This is a genomic window from Pseudaquabacterium terrae (assembly GCF_013266755.1).
Taxonomy (GTDB): Bacteria; Pseudomonadota; Gammaproteobacteria; order Burkholderiales; family Burkholderiaceae_C; genus Pseudaquabacterium; species Pseudaquabacterium terrae.
The window spans coordinates 464,209-479,082 of record NZ_JABRWJ010000006.1; the positions used below are offsets into that span (position 1 = coordinate 464,209).

The window sequence follows — 14,874 nt, forward strand, 5'->3', positions numbered from 1 at the left end:
CGGGCAAAAAAATGCCCACCGAGTGATCGGCGGGCATTGGAAGTCCTCAAAGAAAGGACGTCGTTGGGACCGTCACGGCGAACTGCCCGGTGGGCTGCTGCGCCGCTGCCGCTGCGCCGGAACAGACCGGCCGTGGCAACCGGGGGCACTGTGCCCCGCGCACCCGGGCGCGGCCATCCCTAGAAAGTAGGCAATCGGGGCGATTCGGCGACGCAGCGGGCGGCGGCCAGATCCCACAGCGCCGATCCGCAGCTCTTGAACAGCACCGGTCCGCGATCCTGACGCGCCGGTTGTTCGGCGAGCGTCGCGCAGTCGGTGAGCGTCAGCCCGGCGGCGATCAGGTCGCCGGCTTCGTGGCGAGCGGCGGCGCTGTCGATCACCACCTGGCCGCGCTCGGCGATGTCGCGCGTCAGCGCAGGGTCGAGCTCGATCATCGCCGGCGTGAAGGCGCCGATCGCGGCGACGAAGGCGTCGTCGCGCACCGTGCCACGCAGGCAGACGGCCTGCGCCGGCGTGCAGGTGACGATCATCGGGCAGCGCTGCAGTGCCGCATCGAGGTCGGTGGCGACCTCGGCGAACAGGCCGTGCTGGTGCAAGGTCTGCGTGAACGCGCGTCCGGAGGCCGGCGTGCGGCCGCTCACCCAGACTTCGTCGACGCCCAGGGCCTCGGTGAACGCGGCGACGTGCGCCAGCGCCTGCACCCCCGTGCCGATGACCAGCAGCGGGCCGACCGGCCGCGGCGCGAGCCGGTGCGCGGCGTACAAGGTCACCGCCGCGGTGCGGCGCGCGGTGACGGTCGGCCCGTCGAGCAGCGCCAGGCGTTCGCCGGTGCTCGCGCGCACGACCAGCACGTCGCCCAGGATCGCCGGCAGCCCGCGCTCGGGATTGGCCGCGGCGTAGGTGATCAGCTTGATCGCCGCCAGGTCGCCGGCCGACGCGCTGAGCCAGGCCGGCATCAGGAACCACGAGGTGTCGGTCGCCAGCGGCAGCACCCAGCGCTCGGGCGCCTGCACCTGGCCTTGCGCCAGGTCGAGCAGCGTGCGCTCGATCGCGTGCACCAGGGGCGCCCAGGGCAGCGCACGGGCGGTGGCGGCGGCGTCGTAGACCATCATGGTGCCGATGATAGGCAGGCGACAATGCCGCGCATGAATCCCCGTCGGCCTCCGGCGTCGAAACCGACGCGACCGTCGAAACCGCCGGCACCCGCGCGGCCGAAGCCGGAAAGCGCGCCGGCGGCCATCGGGCCGCTGAGCGATGCGGAGCTCGGCGAGCTCGAGGCGCTGCTCGACAGCCTGCCCGCGGGCCACGAGGCGCTCGACATGACGATGGTCGACGGCTACCTCTGCGGCGTGCTGCTGCAGCCGCGGCCGGTGCCCGAGGGCCTGTGGCTGGCACGCATCGTCGACCTCGACGGCAAGCCGGCGCCTGCGGGCTTTGCGCTGCAGCGGCTGGCCGAGCTGGCGCGCCGCCGCCACGACGAGCTGAATCGCGCGATCGAGCGCCGCGGCTGGTTCGATCCGTGGGTCTACGAGCTCGACGACGAGGCGAGCCCGTCGGAGGCGGTGCTGCCGTGGGTGGCGGGCTTCGCCGCTGCGCTGGACACGTTTCCGGCGCTGATCGAGCGCCACGAGGAGGCGATCCTCGAGCCGCTGGCGACGCTCTACCGGCACTTCGATCCCGACGATCTCGAGGACGCCGATGCCTTGCTCGCCGAGATCGAGACGCTGGAGCTGCCGGTCGACCTGCCGGAAGCGGTCGAGGATCTCGTGCGCAGCGTGCTGCTGATCGCCGATGTCGTGCGGCCGCAGGCGGCCGCCGCCACGCCGCGCCGCGGCCCGCCGCGCCGGCGTTAGGCGAACACCCGGCGCGCGTGCACGCCCAGCCCCTGCGCGACGCTGGCGAACCGGTCGCCGCGCATCACGCGGGAGCCCGGAAAGCGCGCGGCAATGCGCTCGGCCAGCGGCCGGAAGCCGGTCGAGCCGCCGGTGAAGTACAGCGCGTCGACGCGGTGATTGGCGAGGCCGGCCTGGCTCAGCGTTTCGTCGGCGGCGCGCACGATGCGCTCGAGGTCGGCATCGAGCGCGGCGACCGTTGCCGGCTCGTCGATCGCCGCCGACAGCCCGGCCTCGATCAGCGCCAGGTCGATCTGCGCCGCACCGCTTTCGGCGACGGCGATCTTCGCGCTCTCGGCCTGACCGATCAGCGCATGGCCCAGGCGCGCCTCGATCACCGCCATCAGGCGCCGGTGCTGCTGCAGATCGGCGTAGAAGCTCTTCATGCGCCGCAGCTCGCCGACCCGCGCCGGTGCATAGACGGTGTTGATCAGGTGCCAGGTCGCGAGGTCGAAGTACACCTTGCTCGGCACTTCGCGCCCGGTCGGCCCGACGCCGCGGTAGCCGCAGACCGGCAGGATGCGGGCGAGCTCGATGTGGCGGTCGAAGTCGGTGCCGGCGATGTGCACGCCGTGGTTGCCGAGGATGTCGTCCTTGCGATCGACGCGCTGCCGGCGCGCCGGGCCGACCCGCACCAGCGAGAAGTCCGAGGTGCCGCCGCCAATGTCGGCGACCAGCACCAGCTGTTCGTCGTCAATGGTCGTCTCGTAGTCCAGCGCCGCGGCGATCGGCTCGAACTGGAAGCTGATGTCGCGAAAGCCGACCTCGCGCGCGGCGCGCTCCAGCGCGGCCTGCGCGGCGCGGTCGCGTTCGGGCTCGTCGTCGACGAAGAACACTGGTCGGCCGAGCACCGCGCGCCGCAGCGGCGCGCCCGCCTGGGTCTCGGCCAGGGACTTCAGATGACGCAGGTAACCCGAGACGACGTCCAGGTAGCGCACCGAGCGGCCGGCGCCGACTTCGGTCGCCTGGTCGGCGAGCGTCGAGCCGAGGATGCTCTTCATCGAGCGCATCAGCCGGCCCTCGTGGCCCTCGACATAGGTGGCGACCGCCGCGCGGCCATAGTGGCGCTGCGGCTCTTCGTGCGGCGCGAGGCCCTCGACGCCGTAGAACACGGCGGTGGGCATCGTCCGCTGCCCCGGCTCGAGCTCGACCAGCGTGACGCCGGTCGGTGTCGGCAGCGCAATGGCCGAGTTCGAGGTGCCGAAGTCGATCGCGCAGAAGTCGGTGGCGGGGTGCAGGGGGTCGGGCATGGCGCAATGGCAGCAGCCCGGGACCTGAGGTGGTGCCGGGCTGCGGGTCGAAGGGCGGGGGCGCGATTCTAGGGGCGGGCGCCTTGCGGTGCGGCGACCGTCACGCGCGGGCGGCGCGTCGGCAGGCTGTTGCCACAGAAGGCGTAGTTGAGCGCGGGCCGCTTGCCGCTGATCAGCTCGGCCAGCGCCTGGCCCGAACCCGCGCCGTGGGTCCAGCCCAGCGTGCCGTGGCCCGTGTTCAGCCACAGGTTGGCGATCTTGCTGCGGCCGATGTAGGGCAGGTTGCTCGGCGTGCTCGGGCGCAGGCCGGTCCAGAAGTTCGGCTCGCTGGTGTCGGCGACGCCGGGGAACAGCTCCTCGTAGCGTTGCACCAGCGCGGCGCAGCGCTTGCGGGCGGTCGCGCCGTCGAGGCCGAGGTCATAACCCGCCAGCTCCGCGGTGCCGGCGATGCGCACCTGGTCCCCCAGCCGGGAGATCGCCAGCTTGCGCGTGTCGTCGAGCAGGCTGACGACGCTGGCGTCGTCCGGCCGCTTGAGCTTCAGCGTCGCCGAGTAGCCCTTGGCCGGGTAGACGTTGAGCCAGATGCCCAGCGGGCGCAGCAGCGGCGCGCTGAACGAGCCGAGCGCGGTGACGTATTGGTCGCCGCGCACCGTCAGCGCGGTGCCGTCGCGCAGGTGGCGCACGCGCACGCCGTCGATCAGGCCGCCGCGGCGCTCGAAACCGTCGATCGCCGTCTCGTGCAGGAAGGTCGCACCCCGCGTGCGGCAGAGGTTCGCCAGGCGCTGCGTGAAGACGCGGGCATCGCCCGACTCGTCGCTGGGCGTGAAGGTGCCGCCGTGGATGCGGTCGCCGAAGGCGCGCAAGGCGGGTTCGATCTGCAGCACCTCGTCGCGGCCGAGCACGCGGCGGTCAACGCCGTAACGGCGCATCAGCTCGGCAGCTTGCGCGCCGCTGTCGAAGTCGGCCTGCGACGAGAAGAAGTGCAGGATGCCGCGCTCGAGGCGCTGGTACTCGATGCCGGTCTGCGCGACGACACCCTTCAGCGACTCGTGGCTGTAGCGGCCCAGCGCGACCAGCTGGCGCACGTTGCGCTCGAAGGCGGCGTCGGTGCACTGCGTCAGGAACGACAGGCCCCAGCGCCACTGGTGCGGATCGAGCTTGGGCCGGAACAGCAGCGGCGAATCGTCGCGAAGCAGCCACTTCGCGACCTTCAGTGGCGCGCCGGCATGGGCCCAGGGCTCGCAGAAGCTGACCGAGATCTGCGCGCCGTTGGCGAAGCTGGTCTCCAGCGCGGCGTCGGGCTGGCGGTCGATCACGGTGACCTGGTGGCCTTGCTGCAGCAGGTGCCAGGCGGTGGAAACGCCGATGATGCCGGCGCCGAGGACGATGACTTTCATGGGTGAGCGGATAGAGAGCGTGGAAGGAGGAATCAGGGGTGCAGCAGCTGGAACGCCGTGGCCGCCATGACGAGCGCGATGAACGCGTCGATGACACGCCAGACACCGGGGCGGGCGAGCTTCGGCGCCAGCGCTGCCGCGCCGTAGCCGAGCGCTGCGAACCACATCAGCGAAGCCAATCCGGCGCCGAGCGCGAAGGCTTGCTTGTGCGCCAGGTCGAAACCGGCCGCCGCCGCGCCGAGCAGCACGACGGTGTCGAGGTAGACATGCGGGTTGAGCCAGGTCACCGCGGCGGCGGTCGCCAGCGTGCCGGACAGCGGAACGCGCGAACCGTCGTCGATCAATGCCGCGTTGCTGCGCCAGGCCCGCAGCGCCGCGCGCCAGGCGTACCAGGCGAGGAAGGCGGCGCCGATCCAGCGCAGGGCCTGCGTCGCCACCGGCGAGCCGGCCACCAGCGCGCCGAGGCCGAACACGCCGAGCACCGTCAGCACCCAGTCGGACAGTGCACACAGCAGCACCACCGGGCCGACATGCGACCGCAACAGGCCCTGGCGCAGCACGTAGGCGTTCTGCGCGCCGATCGCGACGATCAGCCCGGCCATCATCAGCCAGCCTTGCAGCAGCGGCAGCGGCAGCGAGCTGGGGGCGTTCATGTGCGGCGGGAAGAGGCGGGGGCCATGGCGCGGGATTCTGTGGAGTCGAGCAGCGTTTGAGTAGTGCGTTTCATGAAATTACGGCTTCATCTCAATTGCTAATAATCCGAGCCGGCCATTGCTCGCAATTTCGCACGCTGTGGCTCGCCGCTCTCCCGACTCGTCCCGCGCCGTCCCGTAGCATCGCGCGGTGACCTCCATGACCCGCGCCCTCATCACCGGCGGGCGCTCGGCCGTGGCCGGCGCCCTCATTGCCCTTCTGCTGCCGCTCGCCGTGATGGCGAACGACAACGCCAAGGCCGCCCGGCTCTACGAGGATGCGCTCGCGCGTTACCAGAAGAACGACCTGCCCGGCGCAGTGATCCAGCTGCGCAATGCCTTGCAGGCCGACAAGAACAACCTGGCGGTGCAGATGCTGCTGGCCAAGGTGCTGCTGACCCAGGGCGACGCGCGCGGCGCCGAGGTTGCCTACCTCGAGGCGCTGCGGCTCGGCGTCAATCGTGCGGAAGTGATCCCGGGGCTGGCGCGCACGCTGGTCGCGCAGGCCAAGCATGCGCAGCTGTTCGAGCACGAGCGCTTCGACGTCGCCGGCCTGCCGCCGGCGGTCAAGTTCGAGATGCTGCTGCTGCGCGCCAGCGCGTCGGCCGACCTGGGCGACTACAAGGCCGCTTTTGTTGCGGTCGACGAAGCACGGTCGCTGCAACCGGGCAATGTCGAGGTCTGGTTGACCGAGGTGCCGCTGCGCATCCGCGTGCGCCAGTTCCGTGAAGCGCAGACGGCGGTCGACCAGGCGCTGAAGCTGGCGCCGAACGCGGCCAATGCCTGGTACCAGAAGGGCTCGGTGGCGCACGTGATGGGCGATCGGCCCGGCGCACAGGCCGCCTACACGCGCGCGCTGGCGCTCGATCCGGCGCACGTCGAGGCCTTGATCGCCCGCGCCGGCCTGTTCATCGATGCCGGACGGGGCGCCGAAGCCGCCAAGGACGTTGCCGAGCTGCGCCGAATCGCGCCGACCGAAACCCGCGGCGCCTATCTGGCCGCACTGCTGGCCGAGCGCGAAGGCGATGGCGTCGCGGCGCGGGCCGCGTTGCGCACGATCACTGCCCTGCTCGACCCGGTGCCCTTCGATTTCATGCGCTACCGCCCGCAGTTGCTGATGCTGGCCGGGCTGGCGCAGTACGGGCTCGGCGAGCGCGAGAAGGCCAAGCCCTATCTCGAAGCCTTTCACCGCGGCACACCCGGCAGCCCGGTCTCCAAGCTGCTGGCCCAGCTGCACCTGTCCGAAGGGCAGCTCGACCAGGCGATCGAGGTGCTCGATACCTATTTGCGGCAGCAGCCCAACGACGGCCAGGCGCTGGCGCTGAAAGCGTCGGCGCTGATGGCGCAGGGCCGCCACGGCAAGGCGGCCGGGTTGATGCAGGAGTCGCTGCGGCAGAAGGAATCGCCGACGCTGCGCTCGGTGCTCGGCCTGAGCCTGATCGGCAGCGGGCAGTCGGGTGTGGCGCTCGGCGAGCTCGAGCGTGCGTTCCGTGCCGATCCGCGCCAGACCCAGGCCGGCACGGCGCTGGTCGGCCTCTATCTTCGTTCGCAGCAGACGGCCAAGGCGCGCGCCGTCGCCGATGCGCTGGTCAAGCAGCGGCCGGCGAACCCTGGTTTCCACAACCTGCTCGGCATGGTCAAGGCCCAGGCCGGCGACAGCGCCGGTGCGCTCGCGGCCTACAACCAGGCGATCAAGCTCGACGACCGCTTCGTCGCCGCCAAGCTCAACCTGGCGCGCCTCGAGGTGGCCGCCAAGTCCTACGACGCGGCCGCAGCGCGGCTCGCCGCGCTGCAGAAGAGCGACGAGACCAACATCGACATCCTGCTCGAGCTCGCGCTGCTGGCCGACCGGCGCAATCAACCGGCCGAGGCCCAGCGCTGGCTGGAGAAGGCCGTTGATCACGCCGCGGCGCGCGAGCTGCGGCCCGGCCTGGCCTTGACCGAGTTCCATCTGCGCCGCGCCAACCCGACGGCGGCGCTCGCCGCGGCTCGGGCGCTGTCGGCAAAGGCGCCCGACGAGCTCGCGGTCCAGCTCGCGCTGGCCCGGGCGCAGCTGGCGGCCGGCGACGCGGCCAATGCGCGCAGCACGCTGTCGAACGCGACGCGCACGGCGACCTACGACGCCGCGGTGCAGGTCGAGGTCGCGCTGCTGCAGATGGCGGCGGGCAACCCGGCCGGCGCCGCCTACAACCTGCAGAAGGCCTTCGCCGACAAGCCCGACTTCCTGCCGGCCCAGGTGCTGATGACCGAGGTCGAGATCCGCCAGGGCGAGCACGCCAAGGCCGAGGCGCGGGCGCGCCAGATCGTGCAGAAGCAGCCGCAGCGGGCGATCGGGCACACCTTGCTCGGCGATGCCGCTGCCGCTCGCGGCCAGCTTCCGGCGGCGATCGACGCGTACCGCAAGGCCCACCAGACCGAACCCTCCACCGACACGCTGCTGCGCCTGTTCAACGCCCTCTACGCCCACGGGGGTGATCGCGCGCCGGCGCTGCAGCTGGCCGAGCAGTGGGTCAAGGCGCGGCCGCAGGACCGCGCAGTGCGGCGGCTGCTGTCCGACAGTTACGCCCGGCTCGGCCGCTACCCGTTGGCCAAGCAGTCGTACGAAGCGCTGCTGAAACTGACGCCCGACGATCCCGATGCACTGAACAACCTCGCCAACGTGCTGCTGCGCATGAAGGACCCGGCGGCGCAGAAGGTGGCCGAGCAGGCGCTGGCGCGCAACGCCAGCGCGCCGCATGCGCTCGACACCGCCGGCTGGGCCGCGCACCAGGCCGGTCAACCCGAGCGTGCGCTGCAGCTGTTGCGCGATGCCCGCCTGCGCGATCCGGGCAACGCCGAGATTCGTTTCCACCTGGCGACGGTGTTGGTCGCCACCGGCCGGCGCGCCGAGGCGCGCGACGAGCTCGAGACCGCGCTGAAGGACAAGCGCCAGCTGGAGAGCGTCGCGGCGGCCGAGGACCTGCTGCGCTCACTCAAGTAGGGGCTAGGCAAGGCCGGCTCAGATCGTCGAGAATTTTTACGAATAGCCGGGTGGCATGCCGCCCCAAGATCCCAAGTCGTTGATCTACCGAGACATTTCTACTCGGCACCAAGTTTGCTTGATGTCACCGAATCACGGTGCACCGAGTACCAGACAGTTCCTCGAAAGGGAAAAGCAATGACATTCAAGTTCGCCCTCAAGCTCGCCGGCTTGGCGATGGCGGCGCTGGCCAGCGGCTTTGCCCCTTCGGCGCACGCCACCTGGAACTTCAGCAGCTGCACGCAGAACGCAGGCAACGCGAATACCTACGGCAACAGCTTCAACTGCGGCGGCGATGCCAGCGGCGTCACCGCCACGGCCACCGCCTGGTCGACAACGATGAACACGGCCGAAACGGCGAGCAACGTCAGCGGCGGCAGCAAGTGGGCGTCGGCCAACCTGGCGCTGTACAGCGGCGGCTTCGGCGTCAAGAACCAGTACGAGGGCTTGAACGCCGGCTCGCCGAACCACTCGATGGACAGCTACAACAACACGACCGACGCGATCCTGCTCAGCTTCGACAGCAGCGTCGTGTTGAGCCAGCTGGGCGTTGGCTGGTACAGCGGCGATTCGGACGTCACCGTGATGCGCTACACCGGCGCCACTGCGCCCGTGCTGACCGGCTCCGTGGTCGACCTCGACACGCTGAGCGGCTGGGAGCTGATCGGCAGCCATTCCGATGTGGGCGTCAGCGGTACGGCGAGCATCAACCCGGACGACAAGGCGTCGTCGTGGTGGCTGATCAGCGCCTACAACAACACGTATGGCGGCCAGACCTGGTCGACGAACAACGACTACGTGAAGCTGCTGTCGGTGTCCGGTGTCAAGTGCACCGACTGCGGCGGCGGCGGCAGCGCGCCGGAACCCGGCTCGCTGGCACTGGTCGCGCTGGCGCTGGTGGCCGGCAACACGGTGCGGCGTCGCAAGCAGCGCTGAGTCGGACGCCCGATCGACAAAAGGGCTGGCGCTGCCAGCCCTTTTTCTTTGTTCGAACCGGACCGGCGGAAACGAACTGCGCAAACGAACAGGGGCGCTGCCGGCCGCCTTTTCAACCGAATGCCGCAGGTGCGTGCGCACCACACTCCTGCAACAGGATGTTGTCGGAGACGGACATGCCGGACGCGTTGAATCCCTCGCTGCTGCAGCGCTTGATGCGGCCGCGGCGTGCGCGCCGCGAGCCCGATCCCGCGGACATGGGAACGGCCTTCGGTCTCGAGTACATCCTCGACCATCCAGCCCAGTCGAGTGACGACGACGGTACGGCACTGGACAAGGCCGCGCCGTGGTGGCAACGCTGGGTCGGCGCCCGGACCGCGCGCTGACCGGCTGATCGAGTGCGGCGCGCTGGCGCTAGCGAATGATCAGCACCGGCGTCGAGCAGTGCGCCATCACCTTGGTCGACACCGAACCGAGCACCAGCTTGCCGAGCGTGCCGTGGCCGTGCGAGCCCAGCATCACCAGGTCGAACCTGCCTTGCTCGGCCACTTCGGCGATCACGTCGCCGGCCGAGCCGACCTTGCCGACGTAGTCAGCGCTGATCTGCTGCTGCTCGAAGAAGCTGCGGACCGGCTGCAGCACCTTTTCCGCCTCTTCCGCGTAATGCTCCTTGAGCACGTCGCGAGCGAGTGCCGCCGCGGCACGCGAGGGCACCGCAGGCACCACCGTCAGCACCGTGTACCCGTGCGTCGGCCCCAACCATTCCTGGTGTTCGGCCAAGTAGGCCAGCATGCGCTTGGTGAACGCGCTGCCATCGACGGCGACCAGGATCTTCATGCGCGACTCCCGTGGGTTCGGATGCGCCCAGTGTGCGTTCCTCAGGCCGCGGCGGCAACCAGCTCGATCAGCTTGGTCGGGTCGAAGCCGCGATCCTCACCCTTGCGCTGCAGCCCGAGCGCCTGGCTGACGACGCGCGCGGGCGCCCGCCCGGGCCGCGGCACGAGGTAGTCGTGGCGGCAGTGCAGATGGCCGTGCAGCCACAGGTCGGCCAGCGGGATCAGTGCGTCGTCGGCATTGCAGAAGCTCGCCGTGCCGCTCTGGCTGCCGAAGCGCGGATCGCCGCTGCGCAGGCTGGGGCCGAAGTGCGTGATCACGATCGTGCTGTCCCAGCTGCCGTCATTGGGCCCGGCCAAGGCCGCAGCCAGCCAGTCGCGGCAGGCCAGTGACTCCGCGCGCAGCCGCTCGGCATCGAGCGCCTCACCGCCGAGGCGCGAATCCATCAGGCGCAGGAAGTAGCTCGCCGCGCGCATCGCCTGCGGTCGCCGCGTCGCACCGAACAAGTCGAAGTCGGACCAGCGAATCGTGCCGATGAAGCGCACGCGCTGGCCGCCGGCATCGGTCAGCACCAGCGATTCGCGCTCGAGCAGGCGGATGCCGCATTCGGCGCAGCGCTCGCGCAGCCGGGGCCAGGCCTCGTCGAGCTCGCGGCCGTCGAATTCATGGTTGCCGGCAACCATCAGGACCGGCACCGGCCAGCCCTTGAATTGGTCGAAGGCGGCCCAGGTCGCGTCGATGTCGCCGGCCAGCACCAGCAGCTCGGCGCCGGGCAGCGGCTGCGGGTCGTAGGTCTCGGTCTCGAGGTGCAGGTCGGAGAGCAGTTGCAGCCGCATCGGGGTCCCCAGAATGCCGAACGGCCGGGGGGCATCCCCGGCCGCTGTCGCAGTCTAGCCCCGGCGCGTTGGCCGCTCAGGCCTCGAGGCGGCGCTCAAGCTCGGCCTTGATCGCCAGCAGTTGCGCCGGCAGGCGCGTCGACAGCTGCTCGAACAGCTCGCCGTGCAGCTTCAGCTCCTGCTGCCAGGCGGCGTGCTCGACGGTGATCACCGACTGGTACTGCGCGCGGCTGAAGTCCAGGCCCGACCAGTTCAGATCCTCGTGGCGCGGGCTGGTGCCGAACAGGCTCTCGGTGCCGGCGGTCGAGCCGTCGACGCGCTCGAGCATCCACTTCAGCACGCGCATGTTCTCGCCATAGCCGGGCCAGACGAACTTGCCGTCGGCGCCCTTGCGGAACCAGTTGACGCAGTAGATCTTCGGCAGGGCCGCGCCGCGCGCTTGCAGCGCCTCACCGAGCTGCAGCCAATGGCCGAAGTAGGCGCCCATGTGGTAGCCGATGAAGGGCAGCATCGCGAACGGGTCGCGGCGCACCACGCCTTGCGCACCGGCGGCGGCGGCGGTGGTTTCCGAGCCCATCGTCGCGGCCATGTAGACGCCCTCGGCCCAGCTGCGGGCCTCGGTCACCAGCGGCACGGTCGTCGAGCGGCGGCCGCCGAAGATGAAGGCGTCGATCGCCACGCCGGCCGGCGAGTCCCACTGCTCGTCGAGCACCGGGTTGTTGGTCGCGGCCACCGTGAAGCGGGCGTTCGGATGCGCGGCCTTCGCGCCGGTTTCCTTGGCCAACGCTGGCGTCCAGTCGCGACCCTGCCAGTCGACCAGGTGCGCCGGCGGGGTGTCGGTCATGCCTTCCCACCAGACGTCGCCGTCGTCGGTCAGCGCAACGTTCGTGAAGATCACGTCGCAGGCCAGCGACTCCATGCAGTTCGGATTCGTCTTGCGGTTGGTGCCGGGTGCCACGCCGAAGTAGCCGGCTTCCGGGTTGATCGCGCGCAGGCGGCCGTCCGCGTCGGGCTTGATCCAGGCGATGTCGTCGCCGATCGTCGTCACCTTCCAGCCTTCGAACGTCGCCGGCGGCACCAGCATCGCGAAATTGGTCTTGCCGCAGGCGCTCGGGAAGGCGGCGGCCACGTGGTACTTGCGGCCCGCCGGCGAGGTGACGCCGAGGATCAGCATGTGCTCGGCGAGCCAGCCCTGGTCACGTCCCATCGTCGAGGCGATGCGCAGCGCGAAGCACTTCTTGCCCAGCAGCGCGTTGCCGCCGTAGCCCGAGCCGTAGCTCCAGATCTCGCGCGTCTCGGGGTAGTGCACGATGTACTTGGTCTGATTGCACGGCCATGCGACATCGCGCTGGCCCGGCAGCAGCGGTGCGCCGACGGTGTGCACGCAGGGCACGAAGTCGCCGTCGTCGCCGAGCACGTCGAACACCGCGCGGCCCATGCGGGTCATGATGCGCATGTTGACGGCGACGTAGGGGCTGTCGGACAGCTCGACGCCGATGTGGGCGATCGGCGAGCCGAGCGGACCCATCGAGAACGGCACGACGTACATCGTGCGGCCGCGCATGCTGCCGCGGAAGAGCGCGCCGTCGCCTGCCTGCAGCTTCGCGCGCATCTCGGCCGGCGCTACCCAGTTGTTGGTCGGGCCGGCATCCTCGGCCTGCTCGCTGCAGATGAAGGTGCGGTCCTCGACGCGGGCGACGTCGCTCGGGTCGCTCAGCGCGAGGTAGCTGTTCGGGCGCAGCACCGGGTTCAGCTTGCGGAAGGTGCCGGCCTCGACGAGGCGCTGGCAGAGCCGGTCGTACTCGGCTTCGGAGCCATCACACCAATAGACCTCGGCGCATTCGGTCAGTGCGGCGATCTCGGCGACCCAGGACACCAGGCGCGCATGTTTCACATAGGCCGGCACGTTCAGGCGCAGGCCTTCCATCACGGGCTTGTTCATCGAGGTTCCAATCATGAGATGTCAAAACGGGATTGGTGCAGCCTCGACGGGGTTCGCAGGGGCTGGACCAATGCCGCGATGAATGGCCCGAGAAGGTGGGATCGGGAGGGCAAGAGGGGTGCCGCGAGAACCGTCGTGTGGTTTCAGCGGGTTACAGCGCATGCCCGGGGGTGGGGTCTCCGTACCATGGGTGGCGCATTGTCGAGTCAGTGTAATGGGCGTGTAATCACCGGGCCCCGGGGGGTCATGCAAGTTCCGCATGACTTGATGCACGAAAGCCGCCGCTACCATTCGGCCTTGCCGAACCCCGAGTGCTGCCGATGCCGATCCCGCTGCGTGTGCTGAGCGTCAACCGCGCGTTGGCGACGACGATGATGATCCAGGGCCAGCCGGTGCAGACGGGGATCCGCAAGCAGGCCGTCGCCGGGCCGGTCGAGCTGCGGCCGCTGGGGCTGCAAGGCGACGAGCAGGCCGACCTGACGGTGCACGGCGGGCTGTCGAAGGCGGTCTACGCCTACCCGGCCGAGCACTACCCGTTCTGGCAGACGGTGCGCGCGCAAGCCCGCGCCGCCGTGCCGGGCGAGCCGCTGCCACCGGGCGCGCTGGGCGAGAACCTGACGATCGAAGGTCTTGCCGAGGACCAGCTGTGGATCGGCGACCGGCTGCGCCTGCCGAATTGCGAGCTGGCGGTCAGCGAGCCGCGTTATCCCTGCTTCAAGTTCAACGCGGTGATGGGCTTCGCGCAGGCGGCGAAGCTGATGTCGCAGTCCGGCTACTGCGGCAGCTACCTGGCGGTGATCAACCCGGGGACGATCGAGGCGGGCGACGCGATCGAGCTGATTCCCGGGCCGCGCGAGGTCAATGTGCGCGAGCTGTTCAAGGCGCGCATGGGCAAGGCGGCCGCAAAAGCGGCCGACTGAAGCCGGGCCGGGTCGGCTGAATCAGGCGTCGCCGAGCGCGGGATAGTCGATGTAGCCCTCGGCGCCACCGCCGTACAGCCGCGCCGGATCGTGCGGCTGCAGCGGCCGGTCGTCGCGCAGGCGCCGCACCAGGTCCGGGTTGCCGATGAACGGCTTGCCGAAGGCCACCAGGTCCGCCGCGCCGGACAGCACCGCCTCGAAGGCCATCTGCCGGTTGTAGCCGTTGTTGACCATCCACGCGCCGCCGAAGCGCCGGCGCAGCGCGTCGTAGTCGAACGGCGGCACGCCTTGCGCGCTCAGGTCGCGCGCGCCGCCGGTCTGGCCCTCGATGACGTGCAGGAAAGCCAGCTTCAGCGGCGCCAGCGCTTCGACGGCGGCCTGGTACAGCGCCGGCGCATCGCTGTCCTGCCCGGCGTCGTTGCTCGGCGTCACCGGGCTCAGGCGCAGGCCGGTGCGGCCGGCGCCGATCTCGCCGGTCACGGCTTCCATCACTTCGCGCAGCAGCCGGATGCGGTTGTGAATGCTGCCGCCGTAGGCGTCGCTGCGGTCGTTGATGCTGTCGCGCAGGAACTGCTCGATCAGGTAGCCGTTCGCGCCATGGACCTCGACGCCGTCGAAGCCGGCGGCGATCGCGTTGCGCGCCGCGGCGCGGTAGGCGGCGATCACGCCGAGAATCTCGTCGGTGCGCAGTGCGCGCGGTTCGGAGGTCGGCACGAAGCCGTCGCGGGTGAAGGTCTTGGTCTGCGCCGCGCGGTGGGTCGACGACACCGGCGCCGCACCGCCCGGCAGCAGGCTGACGTGCGAGATGCGGCCGACATGCCAGAGCTGGATCACGATGCGGCCGCCCTCGGCATGCACCGCGTCGGTCACGCGGCGCCAGGCGGTGACCTGCGCGGCGGAGTGGATGCCGGGCGTGTCGAGGTAACCCTGGCCCTCGGGCGACACCTGACTGGCCTCGGTGATGATCAGCCCGGCGCTCGCGCGCTGGCGGTAGTACTCGACCGTCAGGTCGTTCGGCAGCTGGTCCGGCGCGCGGTTGCGCGTCAGCGGGGCCATCACGATGCGGTTGGCGAGCGGGATGTCGCCGAGCTGCAGGGGGTCGAAGAGGGTCGTCATGGCGCGAGAGGTTAGCCGCACGGGCGATGCCCTGACGGCC

General features: G+C 70.4%; 13 protein-coding genes. 5 read left to right on the plus strand and 8 right to left on the minus strand.

Annotation, left to right across the window (positions count from 1 at the left end; genetic code table 11):
* Positions 1-179: 179 nt before the first annotated feature.
* Positions 180-1,112 (minus strand): delta(1)-pyrroline-2-carboxylate reductase family protein, encoded by a 933-nt coding sequence (locus HLB44_RS21400; protein WP_173126667.1) that lies wholly within the window; start codon positions 1,110-1,112, stop codon positions 180-182.
* 33 nt (positions 1,113-1,145) lie between these two features.
* Between HLB44_RS21400 and HLB44_RS21405 the strand changes: the two genes are divergently transcribed.
* On the plus strand, positions 1,146-1,853 hold the full coding sequence (locus tag HLB44_RS21405; protein ID WP_173126670.1) for a YecA/YgfB family protein: 708 nt from the start codon (positions 1,146-1,148) through the stop codon (positions 1,851-1,853).
* On the opposite strand, the gene HLB44_RS21410 is transcribed toward HLB44_RS21405, so the two are convergent.
* The 3 genes from HLB44_RS21410 to HLB44_RS21420 all read right to left on the minus strand — a co-directional run bounded on the left by HLB44_RS21410 (position 1,850) and on the right by HLB44_RS21420 (position 5,192).
* Complete coding sequence (locus tag HLB44_RS21410; protein WP_173126673.1) at positions 1,850-3,142, minus strand: Hsp70 family protein; 1,293 nt, start codon at positions 3,140-3,142, stop codon at positions 1,850-1,852. The two genes, HLB44_RS21405 and HLB44_RS21410, sit on opposite strands and share 4 nt — an antisense overlap.
* Before the next feature lie 68 nt (positions 3,143-3,210).
* Complete coding sequence (locus tag HLB44_RS21415; protein ID WP_173126676.1) at positions 3,211-4,539, minus strand: D-amino acid dehydrogenase; 1,329 nt, start codon at positions 4,537-4,539, stop codon at positions 3,211-3,213.
* A 32-nt stretch (positions 4,540-4,571) separates the two neighbouring features.
* Positions 4,572-5,192 carry a LysE/ArgO family amino acid transporter gene (locus HLB44_RS21420; protein ID WP_173126679.1) on the minus strand — a complete coding sequence of 207 codons (621 nt, stop codon included), beginning with the start codon at positions 5,190-5,192 and terminating at the stop codon, positions 4,572-4,574.
* Positions 5,193-5,391: 199 nt separating this feature from the next.
* Between HLB44_RS21420 and prsT the strand changes: the two genes are divergently transcribed.
* The 3 genes from prsT (at position 5,392) to HLB44_RS21435 (ending at position 9,572) form a co-directional block, all read left to right on the plus strand.
* Positions 5,392-8,211 carry an XrtA/PEP-CTERM system TPR-repeat protein PrsT gene (gene prsT, locus HLB44_RS21425; RefSeq protein WP_173126682.1) on the plus strand — a complete coding sequence of 940 codons (2,820 nt, stop codon included), beginning with the start codon at positions 5,392-5,394 and terminating at the stop codon, positions 8,209-8,211.
* Positions 8,212-8,388: 177 nt separating this feature from the next.
* Entirely contained in the window at positions 8,389-9,186 is a 798-nt protein-coding gene (xdp1, locus tag HLB44_RS21430) for an exosortase-dependent surface protein XDP1 (protein WP_173126685.1), read from the plus strand.
* 176 nt (positions 9,187-9,362) lie between these two features.
* The gene (locus HLB44_RS21435; protein WP_173126688.1) at positions 9,363-9,572 is read left to right on the plus strand and encodes a hypothetical protein; all 210 of its coding nucleotides are present in this window, start codon (positions 9,363-9,365) and stop codon (positions 9,570-9,572) included.
* Between the two features lie 28 nt (positions 9,573-9,600).
* Here HLB44_RS21435 and HLB44_RS21440 read toward each other — a convergent pair whose 3' ends face one another.
* From HLB44_RS21440 to HLB44_RS21450, 3 genes are all read right to left on the minus strand, one after another.
* Entirely contained in the window at positions 9,601-10,023 is a 423-nt protein-coding gene (locus tag HLB44_RS21440; protein ID WP_173126691.1) for a universal stress protein, read from the minus strand.
* Between the two features lie 41 nt (positions 10,024-10,064).
* Positions 10,065-10,856, minus strand: a complete 792-nt coding sequence (locus tag HLB44_RS21445) for a metallophosphoesterase (RefSeq protein WP_173126694.1) — start codon at positions 10,854-10,856, stop codon at positions 10,065-10,067.
* A gap of 76 nt (positions 10,857-10,932) precedes the next feature.
* Positions 10,933-12,798, minus strand: a complete 1,866-nt coding sequence (locus HLB44_RS21450) for a phosphoenolpyruvate carboxykinase (GTP) (protein WP_173126704.1) — start codon at positions 12,796-12,798, stop codon at positions 10,933-10,935.
* 320 nt (positions 12,799-13,118) lie between these two features.
* Here HLB44_RS21450 and HLB44_RS21455 point away from each other — a divergent pair, with 320 nt between their 5' ends.
* Positions 13,119-13,718 carry an MOSC domain-containing protein gene (locus HLB44_RS21455; protein WP_173126706.1) on the plus strand — a complete coding sequence of 200 codons (600 nt, stop codon included), beginning with the start codon at positions 13,119-13,121 and terminating at the stop codon, positions 13,716-13,718.
* A 21-nt stretch (positions 13,719-13,739) separates the two neighbouring features.
* Here the strand turns inward: HLB44_RS21455 and HLB44_RS21460 are convergent, their stop codons facing one another.
* Positions 13,740-14,834, minus strand: a complete 1,095-nt coding sequence (locus HLB44_RS21460; RefSeq protein WP_173126707.1) for an alkene reductase — start codon at positions 14,832-14,834, stop codon at positions 13,740-13,742.
* Positions 14,835-14,874 lie beyond the last annotated feature (40 nt).

What these genes read in the sequence shown, in the direction of transcription:
- HLB44_RS21400 (WP_173126667.1), bottom strand. Translation starts at nt 1,112, where the DNA reads ATGATGGTCTACGACGCCGCCGCCACCGCCCGTGCGCTGCCCTGGGCG.
- HLB44_RS21405 (WP_173126670.1), top strand. Translation starts at nt 1,146, where the DNA reads ATGAATCCCCGTCGGCCTCCGGCGTCGAAACCGACGCGACCGTCGAAA.
- HLB44_RS21410 (WP_173126673.1), bottom strand. Translation starts at nt 3,142, where the DNA reads ATGCCCGACCCCCTGCACCCCGCCACCGACTTCTGCGCGATCGACTTC.
- HLB44_RS21415 (WP_173126676.1), bottom strand. Translation starts at nt 4,539, where the DNA reads ATGAAAGTCATCGTCCTCGGCGCCGGCATCATCGGCGTTTCCACCGCC.
- HLB44_RS21420 (WP_173126679.1), bottom strand. Translation starts at nt 5,192, where the DNA reads ATGAACGCCCCCAGCTCGCTGCCGCTGCCGCTGCTGCAAGGCTGGCTG.
- prsT (WP_173126682.1), top strand. Translation starts at nt 5,392, where the DNA reads ATGACCCGCGCCCTCATCACCGGCGGGCGCTCGGCCGTGGCCGGCGCC.
- xdp1 (WP_173126685.1), top strand. Translation starts at nt 8,389, where the DNA reads ATGACATTCAAGTTCGCCCTCAAGCTCGCCGGCTTGGCGATGGCGGCG.
- HLB44_RS21435 (WP_173126688.1), top strand. Translation starts at nt 9,363, where the DNA reads ATGCCGGACGCGTTGAATCCCTCGCTGCTGCAGCGCTTGATGCGGCCG.
- HLB44_RS21440 (WP_173126691.1), bottom strand. Translation starts at nt 10,023, where the DNA reads ATGAAGATCCTGGTCGCCGTCGATGGCAGCGCGTTCACCAAGCGCATG.
- HLB44_RS21445 (WP_173126694.1), bottom strand. Translation starts at nt 10,856, where the DNA reads ATGCGGCTGCAACTGCTCTCCGACCTGCACCTCGAGACCGAGACCTAC.
- HLB44_RS21450 (WP_173126704.1), bottom strand. Translation starts at nt 12,798, where the DNA reads ATGAACAAGCCCGTGATGGAAGGCCTGCGCCTGAACGTGCCGGCCTAT.
- HLB44_RS21455 (WP_173126706.1), top strand. Translation starts at nt 13,119, where the DNA reads ATGCCGATCCCGCTGCGTGTGCTGAGCGTCAACCGCGCGTTGGCGACG.
- HLB44_RS21460 (WP_173126707.1), bottom strand. Translation starts at nt 14,834, where the DNA reads ATGACGACCCTCTTCGACCCCCTGCAGCTCGGCGACATCCCGCTCGCC.